The 20,604-nt window shown below is 70.4% G+C and carries 15 protein-coding genes; 8 read left to right on the forward strand and 7 right to left on the reverse strand.

Annotated elements, in window-relative coordinates:
- Genes ABZ532_RS12780 through ABZ532_RS12810 form a run of 7 tightly spaced genes read left to right on the forward strand, consistent with a single transcriptional unit; the run spans nt 1 to nt 7,760 of the window.
- On the forward strand, nt 1–1,104 hold the full coding sequence (locus tag ABZ532_RS12780; RefSeq protein WP_361281822.1) for an SDR family oxidoreductase: 1,104 nt from the start codon (nt 1–3) through the stop codon (nt 1,102–1,104).
- Nucleotides 1,101–2,375: a DUF4910 domain-containing protein gene (locus ABZ532_RS12785; protein WP_361281824.1), complete on the forward strand. Its 1,275-nt coding sequence runs from the start codon at nt 1,101–1,103 to the stop codon at nt 2,373–2,375. The genes ABZ532_RS12780 and ABZ532_RS12785 overlap by 4 nt, the downstream gene beginning before the upstream one ends.
- Before the next feature lie 5 nt (nt 2,376–2,380).
- Entirely contained in the window at nt 2,381–3,679 is a 1,299-nt protein-coding gene (locus ABZ532_RS12790; RefSeq protein WP_361281826.1) for a hypothetical protein, read from the forward strand.
- The gene (locus ABZ532_RS12795) at nt 3,676–4,623 is read left to right on the forward strand and encodes a glycosyltransferase family 2 protein (protein WP_361281828.1); all 948 of its coding nucleotides are present in this window, start codon (nt 3,676–3,678) and stop codon (nt 4,621–4,623) included. The genes ABZ532_RS12790 and ABZ532_RS12795 overlap by 4 nt, the downstream gene beginning before the upstream one ends.
- Nucleotides 4,620–5,861 (forward strand): polysaccharide pyruvyl transferase family protein, encoded by a 1,242-nt coding sequence (locus tag ABZ532_RS12800; RefSeq protein ID WP_361281830.1) that lies wholly within the window; start codon nt 4,620–4,622, stop codon nt 5,859–5,861. The genes ABZ532_RS12795 and ABZ532_RS12800 overlap by 4 nt, the downstream gene beginning before the upstream one ends.
- Complete coding sequence (gene rfbC, locus ABZ532_RS12805; protein WP_361281832.1) at nt 5,858–6,409, forward strand: dTDP-4-dehydrorhamnose 3,5-epimerase; 552 nt, start codon at nt 5,858–5,860, stop codon at nt 6,407–6,409. Before ABZ532_RS12800 ends, rfbC begins: the two co-directional genes overlap by 4 nt.
- Before the next feature lie 7 nt (nt 6,410–6,416).
- On the forward strand, nt 6,417–7,760 hold the full coding sequence (locus ABZ532_RS12810) for a glutamate-1-semialdehyde 2,1-aminomutase (protein WP_361281834.1): 1,344 nt from the start codon (nt 6,417–6,419) through the stop codon (nt 7,758–7,760).
- Nucleotides 7,761–7,767: 7 nt separating this feature from the next.
- Here ABZ532_RS12810 and ABZ532_RS12815 read toward each other — a convergent pair whose 3' ends face one another.
- From ABZ532_RS12815 to ABZ532_RS12840, 6 genes are all read right to left on the reverse strand, one after another.
- On the reverse strand, nt 7,768–8,424 hold the full coding sequence (locus tag ABZ532_RS12815) for a phosphatase PAP2 family protein (RefSeq protein ID WP_361281836.1): 657 nt from the start codon (nt 8,422–8,424) through the stop codon (nt 7,768–7,770).
- 787 nt (nt 8,425–9,211) lie between these two features.
- Nucleotides 9,212–10,624, reverse strand: coding sequence for a GH1 family beta-glucosidase (locus tag ABZ532_RS12820; RefSeq protein ID WP_361281838.1), 1,413 nt, complete (start codon nt 10,622–10,624; stop codon nt 9,212–9,214).
- Nucleotides 10,625–10,686: 62 nt separating this feature from the next.
- The gene (locus ABZ532_RS12825) at nt 10,687–11,625 is read right to left on the reverse strand and encodes a carbohydrate ABC transporter permease (RefSeq protein ID WP_361281840.1); all 939 of its coding nucleotides are present in this window, start codon (nt 11,623–11,625) and stop codon (nt 10,687–10,689) included.
- A complete protein-coding gene (locus ABZ532_RS12830) occupies nt 11,622–12,569 on the reverse strand; it encodes a sugar ABC transporter permease (protein WP_361281842.1) in 948 nt (315 codons plus the stop codon). Before ABZ532_RS12830 ends, ABZ532_RS12825 begins: the two co-directional genes overlap by 4 nt.
- Nucleotides 12,570–12,680: 111 nt before the next feature.
- The gene (locus ABZ532_RS12835; protein WP_361281844.1) at nt 12,681–13,976 is read right to left on the reverse strand and encodes an extracellular solute-binding protein; all 1,296 of its coding nucleotides are present in this window, start codon (nt 13,974–13,976) and stop codon (nt 12,681–12,683) included.
- 453 nt (nt 13,977–14,429) lie between these two features.
- Nucleotides 14,430–15,455 (reverse strand): LacI family DNA-binding transcriptional regulator, encoded by a 1,026-nt coding sequence (locus ABZ532_RS12840; RefSeq protein ID WP_361281846.1) that lies wholly within the window; start codon nt 15,453–15,455, stop codon nt 14,430–14,432.
- Between the two features lie 348 nt (nt 15,456–15,803).
- On the opposite strand from ABZ532_RS12840, the gene ABZ532_RS12845 reads away from it, so the two are divergent.
- The gene (locus ABZ532_RS12845) at nt 15,804–19,148 is read left to right on the forward strand and encodes a glycosyl hydrolase (RefSeq protein WP_361281848.1); all 3,345 of its coding nucleotides are present in this window, start codon (nt 15,804–15,806) and stop codon (nt 19,146–19,148) included.
- A gap of 490 nt (nt 19,149–19,638) precedes the next feature.
- Here ABZ532_RS12845 and ABZ532_RS12850 read toward each other — a convergent pair whose 3' ends face one another.
- The gene (locus ABZ532_RS12850) at nt 19,639–20,535 is read right to left on the reverse strand and encodes a universal stress protein (protein ID WP_361281850.1); all 897 of its coding nucleotides are present in this window, start codon (nt 20,533–20,535) and stop codon (nt 19,639–19,641) included.
- Nucleotides 20,536–20,604 lie beyond the last annotated feature (69 nt).

Here is a 20,604-nt window from a genome sequence, read left to right on the forward strand (position 1 = left end):
TTGCGCGTACTGCTGACCGGGCACCAGGGCTACCTGGGCACCGTGATGGCCCCGGTCCTCGCGGCCGCCGGGCACGAGGTCACCGGGCTTGACGCCGGCCTGTTCGCCGACTGCGTGCTGGGCCCACCGCCCGCGGACCCTCCCCCAGTCGGCGCCGGCGCGCCTTTGGGCGGTGCCCCCACCCCAGTCGGCGCCGGCGCGCCCGTGGGCGGTGCCCCCACGGGATCCCGTGTGGACCTGCGCGACATCACGGCCGAGCACGTGGCCGGGGTGGACGCCGTGATCCACCTGGCCGCCCTGTCCAACGACCCGCTGGGAGCACTGGCGCCGGACCTGACCTACGACATCAACCACCACGCGTCCGTGCGGCTGGCCCGGCTGGCCCGCGACGCCGGAGTGCGGCGCTTCCTGTACGCGTCGACCTGCTCGGTCTACGGCGCCGCGGGCGGTGACGACCTGGTGGCCGAGGACGCGCCGCTGCGGCCGGTGACGCCGTACGCGGAGTCCAAGGTGCGGGTGGAGGACGACCTGCACGCGCTGGCCGACGGCGACTTCAGCCCGGTGTACATGCGCAACGCCACCGCCTTCGGCTACTCACCCCGGCTGCGCGCGGACATCGTGCTGAACAACCTGGTGGGCCACGCGCTCCTGTCCGGCGAGGTGCTCGTGCTCTCCGACGGCACTCCCTGGCGCCCGCTGGTGCACGCCGCCGACATCGCACGGGCCTTCACGGCCGCGCTGGCCGCGCCGCGGGACGCGGTGCACGACCGGGCCTTCAACATCGGCAGCGAGACCAACAACGTCACGGTCGCCGAGATCGCCGAGCAGGTCGCCGAGGCGGTGTCCGGCTCGAAGGTGGTGATCACCGGGGAGACCGGTGCCGATCCGCGGTCGTACCGGGTGGACTTCTCCCGTTTCCGCGCCGCGGTGCCCGGCTTCGACTGCGAGTGGACGGTGAAGCAGGGCGCGCTCGAACTCGCCGACGCCTACCGGAAACACGGTCTGACCCGGGAGGACTTCGAGCGACGCTTCACACGGCTTGCCGTGTTGCGCGCCGCGTGCGACGCCGGCGCCGTCGACGACACCCTGCGGTGGCGCCGATGACCGAGGCCGGCGAAGCGATGCACAGGCTGGTGGAGCGGCTGTACCCGCTGTGCCGGAGCATCACCGGCGACGGTGTGCGCGCCACCCTGGACATCGTCGGCGAGTACATCCCGCTGCAGGTGCACGAGGTGCCGACCGGGACGCAGGTGCTCGACTGGACGGTGCCGCAGGAGTGGAACATCAAGGACGCGTACATCGCCGACACCGCCGGCCACCGGGTCGTCGACTTCGCCGCGTCCAGCCTGCACGTGCTCGGCTACAGCGTGCCGGTGTCGGCGACCATGCCGCTGGCCGAGCTGCGCGGACACCTGCACACCCTGCCGGACCACCCGGCCTGGGTGCCCTACCGCACCAGCTACTACAAGCCGGATTGGGGATTCTGCCTGGCCCAGGAGACCCTGGACGCGCTGCCGGAGGGCGAGTACGAGGTGTGCGTCGACTCCACACTGACCGATGGACACCTCACCTACGCCGAGCACGTGGTCCCAGGGCAGGTCGCCGACGAGGTGATCGTCTCGTGCCATGTCTGCCACCCGTCGCTGGCCAACGACAACCTGGCCGGAATCGCGGTGGCGACGTTCCTGGCCCGGGCGCTGGCGCAGCAGACACCGCACTACACCTACCGGTTCCTGTTCGCACCCGGCACCATCGGGGCGATCACCTGGCTGGCCCGCAACGCGGAGCGGGTGGAGCGGGTCAAGCACGGGCTTGTGCTGGCCTGCGCCGGCGACCCGGGCCGGCTGACGTACAAGCAGAGCAGGCGCGGCGACGCCGAGATCGACCGGGTGATGCGGCACGCACTGGACGCCTCCGAACGCCCGCACCACATCACCGAGTTCACGCCGTACGGCTACGACGAGCGGCAGTTCTGCTCGCCCGGGTTCGATCTCGGCGTGGGCTCGCTCAGCCGGACCCCGTACGCCGGCTACCCCGAATACCACACCTCGGCGGACAACCTGGACTTCGTCTCCCCGGAGGCGATGGCGGACACGCTCGCCCTGTGCCGCGAGGCATTCGCCGTGCTCGACCGCAACCGGCGTTACGTCAACCTCAGCCCCTACGGCGAACCACAGCTGGGCCGGCGTGGGTTGTACGACGCGCTCGGGGGCCGCAGTGACACCAAGCAGGCCCAGATGGCCATGCTCTGGGTGCTCAGTCTCTCCGACGGCGAGCACAGTCTGCTGGACGTCGCCGAGCGGTCCGGGCTGCCGTTCGACACCGTCGCCGCCGCGGCCGACGCCCTGGCCGCCACCGGGCTGGTCAAGGCATGACGCCGATGACCACCGAGGGGGAGGATCCGCGGCCAACGGCCCCACCGGCGGGACCCGCCAGACGGGGCATCGTCGGCCGGCTGTCCTGGGGGCTGGCCGACCAGGCGGCCTCCAGCGTGTCCAACTTCGCGGTGGGGATCTACGTTGCCCGCTCGCTGGGGCTGACCGCGTTCGGCGTGTTCAGCCTGGCCTGGGTGACCTACGGCGTGGTGCTCAGCGTGTCCCGCGGGCTGGCCACCGACCCGCTCGTAGTGCGCTTCAGCGGCGTGCCGGACGCGTCCTGGCGGGGGGCGGTGGCCCGGTCGTCGGGTACCGCGCTCGGCGTCGGTGCCGCCGTCGGCGCGGCGTGCCTGGTGGTCGGGCCGGCTGTCGGCGGCCGCGTGGGGACCGCGTTCGCCTGTCTCGGCGTCATGCTGCCGGGGCTGCTGCTGCAGGACGCCTGGCGGTACTCGTTCTTCGCCGCCGGCACCGGGCGGAAGGCTTTCGTCAACGACCTCGTGTGGGGCGTCGCGCTCGTCCCGGCCATGGTGGTGGCGGCCCGCGTGGGCAGCGTGGCCGCGTTCGTGCTCGCCTGGGGCGCGTCCGCCGGGGTGGCCGCGGTGTACGGCTGCTTCCAGTCCGGGATCCGGCCCCACATGACCGGAGCGCGCGAGTGGGTTCGCGAGCACCGCGACCTCGGCTACCGGTACCTGGTCGAGAACACCTGCGTCAGCGGCGCGAGCCAGCTGCGGGCGTACGGGCTCGGCGCGATCGTCGGGGTCGGCGCGGTGGGTGTGGTCCGAGGCGCCGAGCTGCTGCTCGGCCCGTTCCTCGCCGTGCTGATGGGGCTGTCCCTGGTCACCGTCGCGGAGGCGGCTCGGGTGCTGCGGAGGGCCCCGCACCGGCTCGCCGCGTTCTGCCTCCTGCTGGGCGGCGCCCAGGCCGCCGCCGCGCTGCTCTGGGGCGCGGCACTGCTACTGGTGCCCGACCCGTTCGGCCGGCTCGTGCTCGGCGATGTCTGGCACTCCGCATCGCAGCTCATCGTGCCGGCCACGCTCGGCGTCGCGGGAGCCGGCCTCGGCACCGGCGCGGCGGCCGGGCTGCGCGCGCTCGGCGCGGCCCGGCGCAGTCTGCGCTGCCAGCTGTTCGCCTCCGCCTGCTATGCCGGCGGCGGGATCGGCGGGGCGGCCGTGGCCGGCACGGTCGGCTCGGCCTGGGGCGTCGCCGCCGCGACCGTCGGCAGCTCGGCCGTGTGGTGGCTGCATCTGCGCTCCGCCGTGCGCGGGCACCACCAAGAACCCATCCGCGAAGTGAGGACGCCATGACTGCCCATCCCCGGTTGAGCATCGGCCTGCCCGTGTACAACGGCGAGGAGTACCTGGCCGAGTCCCTCGACGCCCTGCTCGGCCAGACCTACGAGCACTTCGAGCTGGTCATCTCCGACAACGCCTCGACCGACGGGACCCAGGACATCTGCCGCCGGTACGCCACGAAGGACTCGCGCATCCGGTACCTCCGGCTGCCCTGGAACATCGGCGCCGCGCCGAACCACAACCACGTTTTCACCGAGTGCCGCGGCGAGCTGTTCAAGTGGGCCTCGCACGACGATCTGTACGCCCGGGACCTGCTGCGGCGCTGCGTGGAGGCACTGGACGAGCGGCCGGACGTGATCCTCGCGCACTCCGGCCAGGCGGTCATCGACGGCGACAGCCGGGTGAAGGTCCCTTACGAGTACGGGCTCGCCACCGACTCGCCGCACGCGCCGGAGCGCTTCCGCAGTCTGCTGTTCGAGCCCGGCGGCGACGACTTCTACGGGGTGATGCGGGCCGACGTGCTGCGCCGGGTGAAGCCGCACGACAGCTACCACCACGCGGACCGGACCTTCGTCGCCGAGATCACCCTGCACGGGCGCTTCCACCAGGTGCCGGAGCTGCTGTACTTCCGCCGCGACCACCCCACCCGCGCCGAGCGGGCGAACCCGGGCAAGCGCTCCCGGTGCGTCAACCTGGACCCGCGCCGGGCGGGCCCGCTGCACCCCACGCCCCGGCTGCTCGCCGAGTACGTCTGGGGCTTCGCCTCGGCGATCCGGCGTGCGCCGTTGTCCACATCCGACCGGCGGGCGTGCTACCGCCACCTGGCCGCATGGATGACCAGCAGGGTCCGGCCGGGCGCAGGCGAACGGGTCGAGGACCGCGCCCCGGTCGACCCGGACCGGCTCACCGTCTCCGTCGACGCCCTCGTCGCCGGCCGTGAGGGGAGGCAGGTATGACATCCGCGGACGAAACCCCAGTGCGCGTAGGGGTGTTCGGCCTGCTCGGCTCCGGCAACCTCGGCAACGACGGGTCGCTCGAGGCCGTGCTCGGGTACCTCCGCGCCGAGCAACCGGAGGCGGTCGTGGACGCGTTCTGCGGCGGACCCGAGGTCGTCGCGACCCGTTACCGGATCCCCGCCGCACGGCTGCACTGGTACCGCGGGGAGTACCGGACCGCGTCGCGTGCGGGCGCGATCGCGGCGAAGGGTCTGGGCAAACTCGTCGACGCCGTCCGCACCGCCGCATGGGTGCGCCGGCACGACGTGGTGATCGTGCCGGGCATGGGCGTCCTGGAGGCCACGCTGCCGCTGCGGCCGTGGGGCTTCCCGTACGCGCTGCTCCTGCTCTGCGCATCCGGCCGGCTGTTCGGCACCCGGGTCGCGCTGGTCGGTGTCGGCGCCGCCGCGATCGGCGACCGGCCGACCCGAACACTGGTGCGCTGGTCGGCGCGGCTGGCCACGTACCGGTCGTACCGGGACGCCCTGTCCCGCGACGCGATGCGGGCGATGGGCGTGGACACCGCGCGCGACGAGGTCCACCCGGACCTCGCCTTCGCCCTGCCGGCGCCGCGGGCGAGCGGACCCGACAGGCTCTCGGCCCCGCCGGGCCGAGTCTGCGTCGGCGTCATGGCCTTCCACGGCGGCAACGACGACCGAGCCCGGGCCGATGAGATCCACCGGCGCTACCTCGACGGGACGACGCGCTTCGTCCGCGCACTGGTCGAGGACGGCAGACCGGTCCGGCTGCTCACCGGCGACGAGGTCGACCGGCCGGTCGTCGCCGCGATCCTCGACGCCGTGGACTCGCCGCTGGTCACCGCTGCCGAGGCGGCCTCGCTGGCCGACCTGATGAAGGAGATGGCGGCTGCCGACACCGTGGTGGCGACCCGGTACCACAACCTGGTCTGCGCGCTGAAGGTCGGTACGCCGACGCTCGCGCTCAGCTATGCGGCGAAGAGCGACGTGCTCATGGCTCAGATGGGTCTTGGCGCGTACTGCCACCCGGCTCGCGAGGTCGACGGCGACCGGCTTCTCGAGCAGTTCCGGGCCCTGGAAAAGAGGTCGGCGGAGCTGCGGCAGACCCTCACTGAGCGGAATCTGGTCGCCGCCGGACAACTCGACCACCAGTTCACCGCCTTGACAGCGGCCCTGTTCCCGGCGGCCGACCACGCCCACGCCCTGCGGGAGGCTCCATGAAAGCGACCGAAGTCCCGGCGATCGCCGGCGCGTACCTGTTCGAGCCGACGCCCTACGCCGACGAACGCGGCTTCTTCTGCCGCACCTTCGACGCCGACGTGGTCCGCTCGGTGGGCCTCGACCCGGACGCCTTCGTCCAGGACAGCCTGTCCCGCTCGGTCCGGGGCGTGCTGCGCGGCCTGCACCTGCGCTCCGGCGCAGGCGAGGCCAAGCTGGTGCGCTGCTCGTACGGGAGGATCTTCGACGTCGTCGTGGACCTGCGAGCGGACTCGCCGACCTACCTGGGCCACGCCTCCTTCGAGCTGTCCGACGAGACGCAGGTGGCCCTGTACATCCCGGCGGGGTGCGCGCACGGCTTCCAGGCTCTGACCGAAACCGCGGACGTCTCGTACCGGATCGACCGCCCGCACGACCCGGCCGAGGGCGTGACGATCGCCTTCGACGACCCGGAGCTCGCCATCGACTGGCCGCTGCCGGTCACATCGATGTCCCAGCGGGACCGTGAGGCGCCGAGCCTCGCCGAGGTCCTCAAGCACCAGGAAGGTTGAGGTCGACGTGCACACCGAAGACACCGAGGGCACCGCGGAGTTCCCGCTGCCCCGCTCGCGGCGGGCCAACGCGCGGCTGCACGCCTTGATCCCCGGGGGCGCGCACACCTACGCCAAGGGCGACGACCAGTACCCCGAGGATCTGGCCCCGGTCATCAGCCACGGCCGAGGCGCCCACGTGTGGGACGTCGACGGCAACCGCTACATCGAGTACGGCTCCGGCCTGCGGTCGGTCAGCCTCGGCCACGCCCACCCACGCGTGACCGAAGCGGTGCGACGGCAACTCGACCGCGGCAGCAACTTCGTCCGGCCGTCCATCGTGGAGGTCGAAGCCGCGGAACTCTTCCTGGCCACGGTGCCGACCGCCGAGATGGTGAAGTTCGCGAAGAACGGCTCCGACGCCACCACCGCCGCGGTACGCCTCGCCCGCGCCGCCACCGGCCGCCACCGGGTGGCCATCTGCGCCGACCATCCGTTCTTCTCCGTCGACGACTGGTTCATCGGCACCACGCCGATGTCCGCCGGTGTTCCGGCGGCGACCAACGAGCTCACCGTGACGTTCCCCTACGGGGACCTGGCCGCCACGGAGGAGTTGCTCACCCGGTACCAGGACGAGGTCGCCTGCCTGATCCTCGAACCCGCCACCCACACCGAGCCGCCCCCCGGGTACCTCGCCGGCCTGCGCGAGCTGGCCGACCGGCACGGCTGCGTACTGGTCTTCGACGAGATGATCACAGGCTTCCGCTGGTCCGAGGCGGGTGCCCAGGGCCTGTACGGCGTCGTCCCCGACCTCTCCACGTTCGGCAAGGCGCTGGGCAACGGATTCGCCGTCTCCGCGCTGGCCGGGCGCCGAGATCTGATGGAGCGGGGCGGGCTGCGTCACCCCGGCGACCGGGTGTTCCTGCTGTCCACCACACATGGTGCCGAGACGCACTCCCTGGCAGCCGCGATGGCCGTGCTCACCACCTACGTCGAAGAGGGCGTCACCGCGCGGCTGCACGCCCTCGGCGAGCGGCTGGCCGCCGGAGTCCGCGACGCCGCGGCCGCCATGGGCGTCGGCGACCACATCGTCGTCCGGGGACGGGCCAGCAACCTGGTCTTCGCCACCCTCGACGAGAACCGGCAGCCGTCACAGCGGTACCGCACCCTGTTCCTGCGCCGACTCCTCGAGGGCGGGGTGCTGGCCCCGTCGTTCGTGGTGAGCAGCGCGCTCGACGCCGCCGACATCGATCACACCGTCGACGTGGTGGCCCAGGCATGTGCGGTGTACCGAAAGGCACTGGACGCCGCCGACCCCACCCCCTGGATGGCCGGACGCCCGGTGAAGCCCGTATTCCGCCGCTTGGCGTGACGTGCCGTCAGCGGTGATCCCACCGGCCGGCGCCGGCCATCCGGTCGACGAGCCACGCGGTCGCCGGAACCACCGCCAGCGCGGTACACCAGCCGCCGAGGACGTCGGTCGGGTAGTGCGCGCCCAGGGCGACCTGGGCCCAGCCCATGGCGGCGCCGGCCACCAGCGCCGCGGCAAGCACGACCGACGTGCCGGCCGTCCTGCCGAGACCGAGCCGGCCGGTCACGAGCAGCGCCACCACGAGGGCGAACGCCGTGGCAAAGGCGGTGTGCCCGCTCGGGTAGGACAGGTTCTCTCCGTGGATGGTGCGTCCCACCAGGGGCTTGAGCACCGTCGCCGTCCCCACGGTCATGCCGGCGCCGACGACGACGAGCACCGCCGCGCGAGGACGCCGGAGCAGCAGGCAGCCCGCCACGGCGGCCACGACCAGCGCCGCCGCCCCCACCGGCTCCCCCAGGAAGTCGACGGACAGAGCGATGTGCCGCCACGTCGGCCCCACACCTTCCAGGGCCGCCCCGATCCGCGCGTCCACCGTTCCGGGCTTGCTCTCGTCGGCATACAGGACCCCGAGCCCGACCACCACCGTTGCGGCGAGCGCCGCGACCAGCCCGAGCCACCCGCGCACCGCCGGGGCCAGCACCACGGGCGCCGACCGGCCAGTCACCCGCCCACCGCGTCCGGTCGGTCTGCGGTGCCCTGCCGTGGGAACACGAGCCGGTCAACGACCGGCTGCTGCCCGCGGAGGCCACCACCCTGTGCCAGCCCGCCGATCCGGCGTTGCGCACCAAGGGCCAATCGGTCGCCCGCCCGGCGGTTCGGGCCCGCGCCGCGAGCATCACGTTTCGGGCTCCTGTGGCCGACTGCCGCTGCAGCCCCAGCGGGGGCACACCGTCGCAGACCATCCGGCAGACGCGATGCGCCTCCCCCTGCCGTCGGGGCCGACACCATGTCACCCGCCGCTACCACCGCGCCTCGCCCCCAGTAACTGCCCGGCTCTTCCCGCCGCATGGCAGGACGTCCGATGTGCCGACCACGCAACTCGACGGCTTGTCCGACACCCTGGCCAAGGCGTCGGAATCAGCCTCTCCTCGCCACCCTAGCCGTCAACGCGGCCGCAACTCCGGATCCCTGTTGCGTTCCAGAGCACCGAGGGTCGCCGAGACCGCGATCGTGACGCGCGGATGACGTCCAACCACGGGACATCGCCATGCTCACCGCCGACCGCGCCCGGATCGCGACCGGGAAGGCTCAGCAGCTCGGCTCCCCACACCGCCGCCTACAAGGCGACCCTCAGCCTGACCACCACGCCGACGGTGTCCGTCGAAGCGGGACAAGGTCACTGCCGCACATCGTCCGGCATCACCCCAGGGCGCGGCCGTCGTGCCCTGACGCACGAAGATGACGGCGGAGTCATCACATGCGACTCGGTACGGCTGCGGCGGCAAACGGTTTCACCCTTCCTGCCGCCCTTCAACCGCGTTGCGTGCGATGACCTGCGCGTACCAGTCGGCGCTCTCCTTGGGCGTGCGCCGCTGGCTCGCGAAGTCCACGTGCACGATGCCGAATCTCTTGCTGTAGCCGTAGGCCCATTCGAAGTTGTCCAGGAGCGACCACAGGAAGTAGCCCCGCACGTCGGTTCCGGCCTCGATCGCCCGGTGCACGGCGGTCAGGTGGCTGTGCAGGTAGGAAACGCGCTCGGGGTCGTGCACGCGGCCGGACGGATCCGAGTAGTCGTGGTACGCCGCGCCGTTCTCGGTGACCAGCAAGGGGACGCCCGGCAGGTCGTCGCGCAGCCGCGTCAACAGCTCGTACAGTCCACCGGCGTCCACGGGCCAGTCCATGGCGGTGCGCGGTCCAGGTGCGGGCAGGAAGCGGACATGCCGCTCGGCTCCGGCCCAGGGCGACGGCGACTCGCACTCTCCGGCGGCGACGACGGTGGGCGAGTAGTAGTTGATGCCGAGCGAGTCGATCGGCGTCGATGCCGCCGCGAGGTCCCCGTCCCGTACGAACGACCAGTCCGTGATCGCGGCGGTGTCGCGGATCAGGTCGTCGGGGAGGCGGCCGTGGAAGACGGGGTCGAGGAAGATCCGGTTGCCGACGGCGTCGATCCGGCGGACGGCGTCCAGGTCGTCGGCCGACGGCGTGAGCGGTCGTAGTGCGTGGAGGTTGAGGGTCAGCGACACCTCGGACGTGTCCGGTAGCGCCGCGCGCAGCGCTCGGACCGCCCAGCCGTGGGCCAGGTTGAAGTGGTGGGCGGCGCGCAGGCTGTCCAAATGGCTGGTGCGGCCCGGGGCGTGCACGCCGCTTCCGTACCCGAGGAACGCCGCGCACCACGGTTCGTTGAGAGTCGTCCAGGTCCCTACGCGGTCGCCGAGGGCGTCAGCCATGATGCCGGCGTACTCGGCGAAACGCTGGGCGGTCTCCCGCTGCGGCCAGCCGCCCGCGTTGTCCAGCTCCTGGGGCAGGTCCCAGTGGTAGAGGGTGGCGACCGGACGGATTCCGGCGTTGAGGAGTTCGTCGACGAGCCGTCGGTAGAAGTCGAGGCCCTTCTGGACAGCGGGCCCTCGCCCGTTCTGCTGCACGCGGGGCCAGGCAATGGAGAAGCGGTAGTCGGTCACACCGAGGCGCCGCATGAGGGCGACATCCTCAGGCATGCGGTGGTAGTGGTCGGCGGCTATGTCGCCGGTGTCACCGTTGCGGACTCTGCCCGGTGTGCGGCTGAAGGTGTCCCAGATGGAAGGGGTGCGGCCGTCCTCGGCGGCAGCGCCTTCGATCTGGTAGGCGGCGGTGGCGGTCCCCCACCGGAAGCCACCGGGAAACCGAAGCTCGGTCGTGTCGCTGGGGAGTATGTCGAGTGCGGACATGGGCTGATTGCTCCGAATCAAGGTCGGATGGAAGGCTGAGCGTTGTCGGAACTGGCCTCGGGTCAGCCCTTGACGGCTCCCTGCATGATTCCGCCGACGATCTGCCGGCCGAGGAAGGCGAAGACCAAAAGCACGGGCAGGGTGCCGAGCAGGGTGCCGGCCATGACCACGGACTGGTCCTGGACGTATCCCCCGCCGAGCTGGCGAAGGGCGACCTGGACGGTCGGCTCGGAGGAGGACAGGGCGATGATGGGCCAGAAGAAGTCGTTCCACGCGGCCATGAAAGTGAGCAGGCCGAGGACGGCCATGCCGGGACGGGCGATCGGGACCACGATCGACCAGAAGATGCGGGCGGTGGAGGCGCCGTCGACCCGGGCGGCCTCGATGAGTTCGTCGGGCAGCGACTGGAGTAGGTACTGGCGCATGAAGAACACGCCGAAGGCGGAGACCAGGCCGGGCAGGATCACTGCCTGGAGCTGGTTCACCCAGCCGAGCTCGGCGATCAGCATGAAGAGCGGGATGACCCCGAGCTGCGGCGGGATCATCATCGTGCCCACCGTGACCGCGAGCAGCGCGCCCCGGCCCCTGAAGCGCAGCTTGGCGAAGGCGAACCCGGCGAGGGTGCAGCACAGGACGGTGCCGAGGGTGATCGAGCCGGAGACGATGAGGGAGTTGAGGAGGGCCGTGCCGATGTCGGCTTCCTCCAGGACCGCCTCGAAGTTGCGGATCAGGTTCGGTCCGGGCAACAGGGTCGGCGGGACCTTCGCCAGATCGGCGTTGGAGCGACTCGCGGCGACTATCGTCCAGTAGAACGGGAAGGCGGAGAAGGCCACGGCGACGACGAGGATCGCGTAGGCAAGCGGACCGGCGTGCAGGGTGCGGCCCGCACGGGAGGACCTGCGGCGCGGCGGGCGCGCACGTACAGCGGTAGGTGAAGCGGTCGCCAGGTCGGCCGGCCTACCGGGTGCCGGGACCTGGGCGGGCTCGGTATGCACGGTCATCGGCCGGCCTCCTTGCGGGAACGGCGGCGCGCGATCAGGGCGTTGGCCCCGACCAGCACGAGGATCAGCAGGAACGTCACCCAGGCGATCGCCGCAGCCCGGCCCAGGTGGAAGAAGCCCCAGCCCTGCTCGTACATGTACAGGCCGAGGGTCTGGTACTGATGCGAGATGCCGCCCGACATGGAGCCCTCGAAGAGCAGCGGCTCGCCGAAGAGCTGGGTCGCGCCGATCGTGGAGACCACGACGGTGAACAGGATCGTGGGCCGCAGCCCCGGCAGCGTCACATGGAAGAGCTGCCGCCACCGGGAGGCGCCGTCCATCTCGGCCGCCTCGTACAGCTCCGATGGGATGGACTGCATGCCGGCTAGGTAGATGAGCGCGTTGTACCCCGTCCAGCGCCATATGACGATCGTCGAGACCGCGATCTGGGAGGCGAGGGTGCCGGTCTGCCAGTCGACCGGACCGATGCCCACGAGGCCGAGAACATAGTTGACCAGCCCGAAGTCGCGGCCGAAAAGCTGGGCGAAGACGAGGGTGGCGGCGGCGACCGAGGTGGCGTACGGCAGCAGCATCGCCGTCCGCAGGAACGTCCGGCCGCGGAGCTTGTAGTTGAGCAGGTGCGCCAGGCCGAGCGCCATGACCAGCTGCGGCACGGTGGACAGCACGCCGATGGTGAAGGTGTTGCGCAGCGCGGTCCAGAAGTACTGGTCGTTCAGCAGTGCGGCGTAGTTGCCGAAGCCCCGCCACTCCATGTCACCGGGTGTCTGCAGCTCCACCCGGTAGAGCGAGACGAAGGCGGTGTAGATCAGCGGGAAGAGCCCGAAGGCGGCGAAGAGGGTGAAGAACGGGGCGACGTAGGCGTATGGCGCGAGCGTGCTGCGAAGGCGACGCGCTGCGAAAGGACTTCGAGGCTTCGCGATCTCTGCCGGGGCGGTGAGGGTCACTTGGCGGCCCTTCGAGGTGAGAGGTGAAGGAGGACTCCTCCGCCGCCGAGCGGGGTCGAGTGCGGCGGCGGAGGAAGGACGGGTAGCTGCAGTCGGGCACTGCGCGGATCCCTATCCGAGGGTGTTCGCGACGCCCTTCTTCGCGTTCTCCCACGCCTTCTCCGGGGCGAGGCCCTTGCGTTCCACCTCGCTCAGCGCGTTGGTGATCTGCTGGGCGATGTTCTGGTCGTGGACCCCGAGGACCTGGACAGGGGCCGACTCGGCCGCGTGTCCGAAGATCTGCCCGATGGGCGCGCTGGAGAAGTACGGGTCCGTGGTGCGGGCGATCTCGGCGATCGCGCCCTTGGCCGAGGGGAAGTTGCCCTGCTTGGCGAAGACCTTGACCTGCTGCTCGGGGGCGGTGAGCCAGGCGATCAGCTCGTACGCCTCCTTCTTGTGCTTCGCGGCTTTCGGGACGGAGAGGTAGGAGCCTCCCCAGTTGCCCATGCCGCCCGGGAGCTTGGCGATGTCCCACCTGCCCTTGCCGCTCTCACCGGCCTGGCCCTTGATGTAGCCGAGCATCCAGGCCGGGCAGGGGATGGTGGCGAAGGAACCGGCGGCGAAGGCCTGGTTCCACTGGGGGGACCATTGGTCGAGCTCGGCGCTGAGACCGGCGTGACTTGCCTTGACGGAGGCGTCCCATGCCTTCTTCAGCGCGGGGTTGGTCTCCCAGATCAGCTCACCGGAGGCGTCGTAGTAGCGCTCTTCCTCCTGTCCGATCATGATCGAGTAGAGACTGCCGACACTGTCCAGCCAGGCGCTCTTGCCCGGGGCCTTGGCCTTGTACTGCTTGCCGAGCTCCAGGTAGCCGTCCCAGGTGGCCCAACGCTTTGCCAGTTCGGTGCGGTCGGTGGGGAGGCCGGCCTGCTTGAAGAGGTCCGTGCGGTAGCACATCGCCTCGGGGCCGACGTCGGTCCCGAGGCCGAGGACCTCACCGTTCCTCCCGGTCGCGGCCGCCCACTTCGCCTCGGCGAAGGCGCCCTTCAGCTTGTCCGCGCCGTACTTCCGCAGGTCCTCGAAGCGGTCGGTCTGCTGCTGGGTGACGGACGCGATCCGGCCCACCTCGATGCCTTGGACGTCGGCGAGGCCGCCGCCGCCCGCGAGCCGGGTCTGCAGGGACTTCCAGTAGTCGGCCTCGTCCTGAGTGGCGGTCTGCTTGATCGTGACGCCGGGGTGGAGCTTCTCGTACTCCGCGTAGAGCCCAGCCTCCTTGTAACCGAAGGAGCCGAACAGGTCCACGGTGATCGTGACCTTGCCGCCCGCCCTCTCTGACGAGGAACCGGAGCCGCAGGCGGCGAGCAGTGTTCCGGCCAGCACGACTCCGCCGAGGCGGAAGATCGCTCTCCTGGCGGCTCTGGCAGTAGTCAAGACGGCCTCCTGGGCTTCGGTTGAACACGAGGTGCTTGAGAGCGCTCTCAGACGCGATGTGGAGCCTGCCCGGGCGCGCCGCACACCGTCAAGACTTGAAGCAGTAACGGCTTGGTTTCACCGACAAGAGGCGACCGTTGGGAGATTTGGCCGCGAAGACACCTCGGCCCTGCGGCGATCGGTCGGCGGCTGCGGACGCCCGACCGCTGGAGGCACGCCGGGGAGGGCTGCAGCCGTCATCAACCGAACTCGCGCGACGATGCAGGCGGTTCGCCGCCCGTACGAGTTGTTCGGCCGGACGACAGCCGACACCGCGCTTCTTCTCACAGACTCATCGAGCCGGGGCTGAACGCCTGAAAGAGCGGGCATCCGATGCCATACGGCGCATCAACGGCACCGGCCAACGGGGAGGCAGGACGCGACGTGTGGACGGGTCACCTGCGATTTCGGATTTCAGGAGGACTGGCGCCGCACCAGCACGGTCGGGGTGATCACGGAATCGGCCCACGCCTGCTCAGGGTGATTGAGAAGGCGCATCAGAAGCCTGACCATCAGGCGGCCCATACCTTCGATGTCCTGACGAACGGTGGTGAGGGCAGGGGACGCACCGCTGGCGACGTCTTCCATGTCATCGAACCCGACGACTGAGACATCCTCGGGGACCCGCAGGCCGCGCTCCAGAAGAGTGCGCAGCGCGCCCCGTGCCATCAGGTCGTTCGCGGCGAAGACGGCATCGAGTCCGGGGCATCGGTCGAGCAGCGTTCTCATGGCCCTGGCGCCGCTCTCCTCAGTGAAATCGCCGAGCTGCACGAGTTCGGGGTCGGCGTCGATGAGGACGTCGTGGTAGCCGGCTGCACGGTCCACCGCGGAGGTCTGGTCAGGTGGGCCGGCGATGTGCGCGATTCTCCGGCGCCCTGTGGAAGCGAGGTGTGATACCGCTGCCCGCGCCCCGCCCCTGTTGTCGCAGTCTACGTGGGGGACCGCTGAAAAGGAGCCCGCAGGGGGGCGGCCACCGAACACGGACGGCACCCTGCTGTGGGCTATCAGATGGGCAAGCCTGTCGTCGCTGTGCAGGGAGAAGGCAAGAGCGCCGTCCACGTGCCCGCCGGAGAGGTACCGGGCGATCCGGTCATGGTCGGACTCGCCCTCCACCCACAGCAGCACGAGCTGGAGGTCGTTTGCCGTCAGCTCCCTGCTGATCCCTCTTACCTGCCGCTCGAAGAAGGGATCAGAGAACACCCGGAACTCGGGCTCGGCGATGATCACGGCCACGGCGCCGGTACGTTGGGTAACCAAGGAACGCGCCGCCCGATTGGGAACGTAACCTAGATCGTCGACAGCCTTGCGCACCTTGTCGATCAACGGCTGGCGCACTCCGGACCCGCCATTGACCACACGGGACACCGTCGCCCGTGAGACGCCCGCGCGAGCCGCCACCTCTTCGAGGGTGGGACGAGACGTCATCGTCTGCTCGGGCAAGAGGCTCTCCTGTTCCACGTGCTGAAGTCCGGCGGGCTGCCGTTGCAGCATAGTCCCGCAGCACGGAAACATGAGAGCGCTCCCAGAAAGGAGACTCTTCTCCGCGCCTCACGCGCCTCCTCTGCACGCCGCGCCCCGTGGGCAGCCGATGCGATTCGCACGCTCCGGGCGGGCGAGTTCCCCCGCCAACCCCTGTCGCGCACAGAGCCTGATCACCCGTACTGCGGCCACCTTTCAACTCCTTGAAGACCCAGCAGCCGGCACGCGGTTCTGGCTCAAAGTATTGACCGCCCCGGAGTGCCGTCCTACGTTGTCGGCGGTTTGAGAGCGCTCTCAGAAGGGCTGCGCATGAGATCTCGCAGAAATCTGTCGTTACTGACGACGGCTGCTCTTGCCGTTACAGCGCTGGGCACCGTCGGCAGCGGTGCCGCTTCGGCCGCGACCGTGGAGGTGGGCAAGGGCAGCTACAGCGACGTACGGCCCGCCGGCCGCCAGGGGCCGTCGAACAACAGTGGCCAGGCGGTCAAGCCCAAGGTCACCGTCTCCGTGGCGGACGCCCCCGTCCCGACGAACGACTGGTGGTCCTCGCTGGCCTTCCAGCGCTTCTCCAGTAACCCGTGGTCGGAGAACATGTACGGCCACCCCCTCACCTACAAGGCGGTCGCCGGGGGCTTGGAGGTCGGCTACCCGACCACACATCAGATCGTGGGCAGCGGCCGTCAGTACGAGTTCCCGCACAAGGCCGACCTGACCCTGGGACTCGCGGGTCTCAACTCTCCCGACGCCAAGGCGGACGGGTGGAGCGACTGGACCGTCAGCCCGTACTGGAACGACGGAGCGCGCAGCCTGCGGACGACGATCGGTCATGGTCTTCCGTTCGTGTACGCGGAGGGCACCGGCGGGGCGGCACAGATCAGCGCCGCGGCCCCGCCGACCGTCTTCGCGGATCAGGGCAACGTCCTCGGTCTCACCATCTCGGGTCATGACTACGCGCTGTTCGCTCCGGGCGGCAGCGACTGGACCGTCTCCGGCAATGGGATCCGGGCGGACCTGGGCACCAAGAAGTACTTCTCTCTCGCGGTCCTTCCCAGCAAGGACGCACTCCCCCACTACAAGAAGTACGCCTTCAGTTTCGTGACCGGCTCGAAGGTGGCGTGGGAGTACAGGGAGGGCGACGGCGAGGTCAGGGCGACCTATGCGCTTACCACCGAGGCGATGGAGGGAACCGAGACCGGCACCATGCAGGCGCTCTACCGCCACCAGTGGCTGCACACCACCGACCCGCTGACCGCCTACAGCTACGTTTCGTCACGCGGCGAGATGAAGGTCCGCGAGGGCACCTCCTTCACGACCACTCAGAAGGTGAACGGCGTCCTGCCCGGCCTCCCGAGCGCGACCGGCGTCGACAAGGCGAAGCTCCGCGCCTACATCAACGACGTGCTGACCCAGGGCGACCCCTTCGGCGGCGCCATCGACACCTACTGGACCGGCAAGGCCCTGGGTAGGCTCGCCCAGCTCGTCCCCCTCGCGGACCAGGCCGGGGACACCGCCGGCCGGGACAAGCTGCTGACCTTGATCAAGGGCCGCATGGAGGAATGGTTCACGGTCGGCGGCCCCTCCGAGTTCTCCTACGACAAGGACTGGCGCACCCTCATCGGGTACCCGGCCTCGTACGGAAGCGACCAAGAGCTCAACGACCACCACTTCCACTACTCGTACTACGTGATGGCCGCCGGCATCGTGGCGCAGTACGACCCCCGCTGGGCCGCTGACTCCGAGTGGGGCGGCATGGTCAAGGAGCTCATCAAGGACGCCGCGAACCCGGCGAGGAACGACACCGAGTACCCGTTCCTGCGCGGCTTCGACGTCTATGCCGGCCACAGCTGGGCCGCCGGCCACGAGGCGTTCGCGGCCGGCAACAACCAGGAGTCGTCATCGGAGTCGATCAACCTCAGCGCCGGCCTGATCATGTGGGGCTCGGCGACGGGCGACAGGGCGCTGCGCGACCAGGGCGTCTACATGATGATGACGGAGTCGGAGTCGATCGCGCAGTACTGGTTCGACGCCGACCGGCAGGTCTACCCGCAGGACTTCACCCATGACGTCGTCGGCATGGTCTGGAGCAGCGGCGGCGCGTACGCGACCTGGTGGACCGCCAACCCCGAGGAGATCCACGGCATCAACTTCCTGCCGATGACCGGCGGTTCGCTGCATCTGGCCCGTGAGAAGGCCATGCTGAACCGCAGCGTGGCCGAGATGGAGAGGGAGAACGGCGGCCCGGCCGTCGAGTGGAAGGACATCTTCTGGCAGGTCCAGGCTCTCTACGACCCGGCCAAGGCCATGAGCTACTGGAACCAGTGGAACGGCGGCTACGTCCCCGAGGCCGGCGAGACCAAGGCCCACACCTACCACTGGGTCGCCACGATGAACGCCATCGGATCGCCGGACATGACCGTCACGGCCAACTCCCCGACAGCCGTCGTCTTCGACAAGAACGGCACCAAGACCTACGCCGCGCACAACTACGCAGCCGAGGCGTGCTCGGTGGTCTTCTCCGACGGCGGAGTGCTGAACGTCCCGGCGAAGTCCACCGCGTCCGGCGCGGGCGACGACGCCGGGCTCGGCACCCTGTGCGGCGCCCCCGGGGACGACAAACCCGGCGCACCCGGCACCCCGGTCGCAAGCGACATCACCGACACCTCCGTCAAGCTGACCTGGAGCGCCGCCACCGACGACAAGGGCATCAAGGACTACGACGTCTACCGCGGCACCACCAAGGTCGCCACGGTCACCGGCACCACCCACACCGTCACCGGCCTCACCGCCGGCACCGACTACACCTTCAGCGTCAAGGCCCGTGACACCTCCAGCCAGGTCGGCCCGGCCAGCGGCACCGTGACCGTCACCACCACGGGCAACCCGCCCCCGCGCGACGAAGCACCCGGCGCGCCCGGTACCCCCGTCGCCGGTGAGATCACCAGTTCCTCCGTCGCGCTGAGCTGGGAGGCGGCAAACGACGACAGGGGCGTCAAGGACTACGACGTCTACCGCGGCACCACCAAGGTCGCCACGGTCACCGGCACCACCCACACCGTCACCGGGCTCACCGCCGGCACCGACTACACCTTCAGCGTCAGGGCCCGCGACACGGCCGACCAGGTCGGCCCGGCCAGCGGCACCGTGACGGTCACCACCTCCGGCCCCCCGCCGGTCACGGGTGACACCTTCTACCTGCGCTCCGGCGGCCAGCTGGCCACCCAGGCGGCCGCTGCCGGCTCCTCGGACACCATCCGGTCCGCGGACGGCACCAACCGCGACGGAGCCCCCTACAACCCGCTCGTCTACGAGGTGAAGAACGTCAACGGCACGCTGAAGGCCGGGACCGGCACGGCCTTCACCTTCAAGGTCGACGCCGGAACCAACGTCGGCTACGCCCAGCAGGCCCGGGTCTCCTACGACCTGACCGGCGACGGCGCCTTCGACCGTGTCGAGACCTTCCGCTATTTCGCCTCCGACCCGATCACCGGCTGGGAGGACTACTCCTCCGCCCGGCAGGGAGGACTCTCCGCCTCGGGCACGCTGGGCGACCTGAACGGCGGCACCATCCGCGTCGAGGTCTGGAGCGCCCTGGGCAACGGTCCTTCCACTATCCAGGTGGGCACGGGTTCCGTCCTCACGATCCCGTTCGCCTGACGGGAACCCGGCCCGGCCTGTGGGAATGCCCACAGGCCGGGCCGCCCGTGCGACCGGCCAGGGCCCGCACCTTCAACGGCTCCCGCCCGGTGCCGTAACGAACCGGCACCCCTCATCGCGCTGATCCGACCGCCGATGGATCCAGCCCGATTCGTGCATCCCTGCGCACGCCCGCTGAAGAAGGCGACGACATCGCCCAGGACTCCGAGGGCCGAGCGCAGGATCTGCCGTGTGGTGCGGTAGCTGAGGGTCAGCTTCGCAGACCGGCCGCGGATGTTGACGCCCGGCCGGGCACGCCTTCCCGGACTGGGACGCCGAGCGGGAGGGTGTGGCCGCTCTGATCACGGAGTGGGACGCGGACCCGGACACGGGTGTCCGCACGAGCGGATCGCGGTGTGCGTCCCGACCAACCAGATGGCGACCGAGCCGTGGTCGCCGAGCCCCCTACGACAGCCACCGTCATGTGTATCGCCTTGCGCGCTCAGCAGTGTCAGTCGTGGGCGACGACGGCGACGGGGACGGCGGCATGGTGCAATACCGCGTGCGCCACGGAACCGATGTGGATGCCGAACGGTGCACGGCGCACGCGACGGCCGACGACGACGAGCGAGGCGTCACGGGAGGCGTCGACAAGGTGGCTGGCGGGGCTACCCATACGGGATATCTCGTCCACCCTGACGTCCGGGTACTTTTCCCGCCAGGGCAGGAGCACCTCGGTGAGGGCGCCTGCCTGCGCACGGGATATGTCCGCGCGGGGGTCGTACCCGCCGGCCATGCCGTACGCGTAGGAGGGCGGCAGGTCCCAACTGTGGACGACGGTGAGGGTGGCCTTGCGACGCCGTGCCTCCTCGAATGCGAAGGAGATCACCTGGACATTGGAGCTGCCGGTGTCCAGCCCCAGGACGACGGGCCGGAAGCCGGCGGCACCGGACGCGGTGCCGACGGCGTCCTCGAGGTGCTCGGCGGCCTGCCCACCCGCCCGGACCAGGACCACGGGCACCTCGGTGTGGGCGGTCACGGACTGGCCGACGGAACCCACGAGGAAGCCACCGATACCACTCAGCGCGCGGGAGCCGAGGACCAGCAACTCCGCGTCCAGTGCGGCGTCCAGGAGGACACCGGCCGGGATTCCGTTGCGTTGTTCGGTGCTCACCTCGACGCCGGGGTGACGCTGCCGCAGTTCTTCGGCGACCTCGCGGAGGACGCGCTCGGTCCAGTGCTGGTCGGTCTCGGCCCCGAGGAGCGGCGCCTGCGCCATCGGCACCGGCTGCCACACCTGGACCAGTTTCACCGGCAGGTCGTGCAACTCCGCCTCACGGGCGGCCCATTCCGCGGCGGCACGGCTCTCGGTCGAGCCGTCGAGTCCCACGACAATCGTTCCGGGCACAGAGCCCACCTCCTGCGTTGTGTGATCTGCTTCGAGCATCTCGGTCAGTGGACGACCGGGGCAGGGACC

It is taken from the genome of Streptomyces sp. NPDC019396, assembly GCF_040632375.1.
Classification (GTDB): Bacteria; Actinomycetota; Actinomycetes; order Streptomycetales; family Streptomycetaceae; genus Streptomyces.

What these genes read in the sequence shown, in the direction of transcription:
- ABZ532_RS12790 (WP_361281826.1), top strand. Translation starts at nt 2,381, where the DNA reads ATGACCACCGAGGGGGAGGATCCGCGGCCAACGGCCCCACCGGCGGGA.
- ABZ532_RS12795 (WP_361281828.1), top strand. Translation starts at nt 3,676, where the DNA reads ATGACTGCCCATCCCCGGTTGAGCATCGGCCTGCCCGTGTACAACGGC.
- ABZ532_RS12845 (WP_361281848.1), top strand. Translation starts at nt 15,804, where the DNA reads ATGAGATCTCGCAGAAATCTGTCGTTACTGACGACGGCTGCTCTTGCC.
- ABZ532_RS12785 (WP_361281824.1), top strand. Translation starts at nt 1,101, where the DNA reads ATGACCGAGGCCGGCGAAGCGATGCACAGGCTGGTGGAGCGGCTGTAC.
- rfbC (WP_361281832.1), top strand. Translation starts at nt 5,858, where the DNA reads ATGAAAGCGACCGAAGTCCCGGCGATCGCCGGCGCGTACCTGTTCGAG.
- ABZ532_RS12820 (WP_361281838.1), bottom strand. Translation starts at nt 10,624, where the DNA reads ATGTCCGCACTCGACATACTCCCCAGCGACACGACCGAGCTTCGGTTT.
- ABZ532_RS12800 (WP_361281830.1), top strand. Translation starts at nt 4,620, where the DNA reads ATGACATCCGCGGACGAAACCCCAGTGCGCGTAGGGGTGTTCGGCCTG.
- ABZ532_RS12825 (WP_361281840.1), bottom strand. Translation starts at nt 11,625, where the DNA reads ATGACCGTGCATACCGAGCCCGCCCAGGTCCCGGCACCCGGTAGGCCG.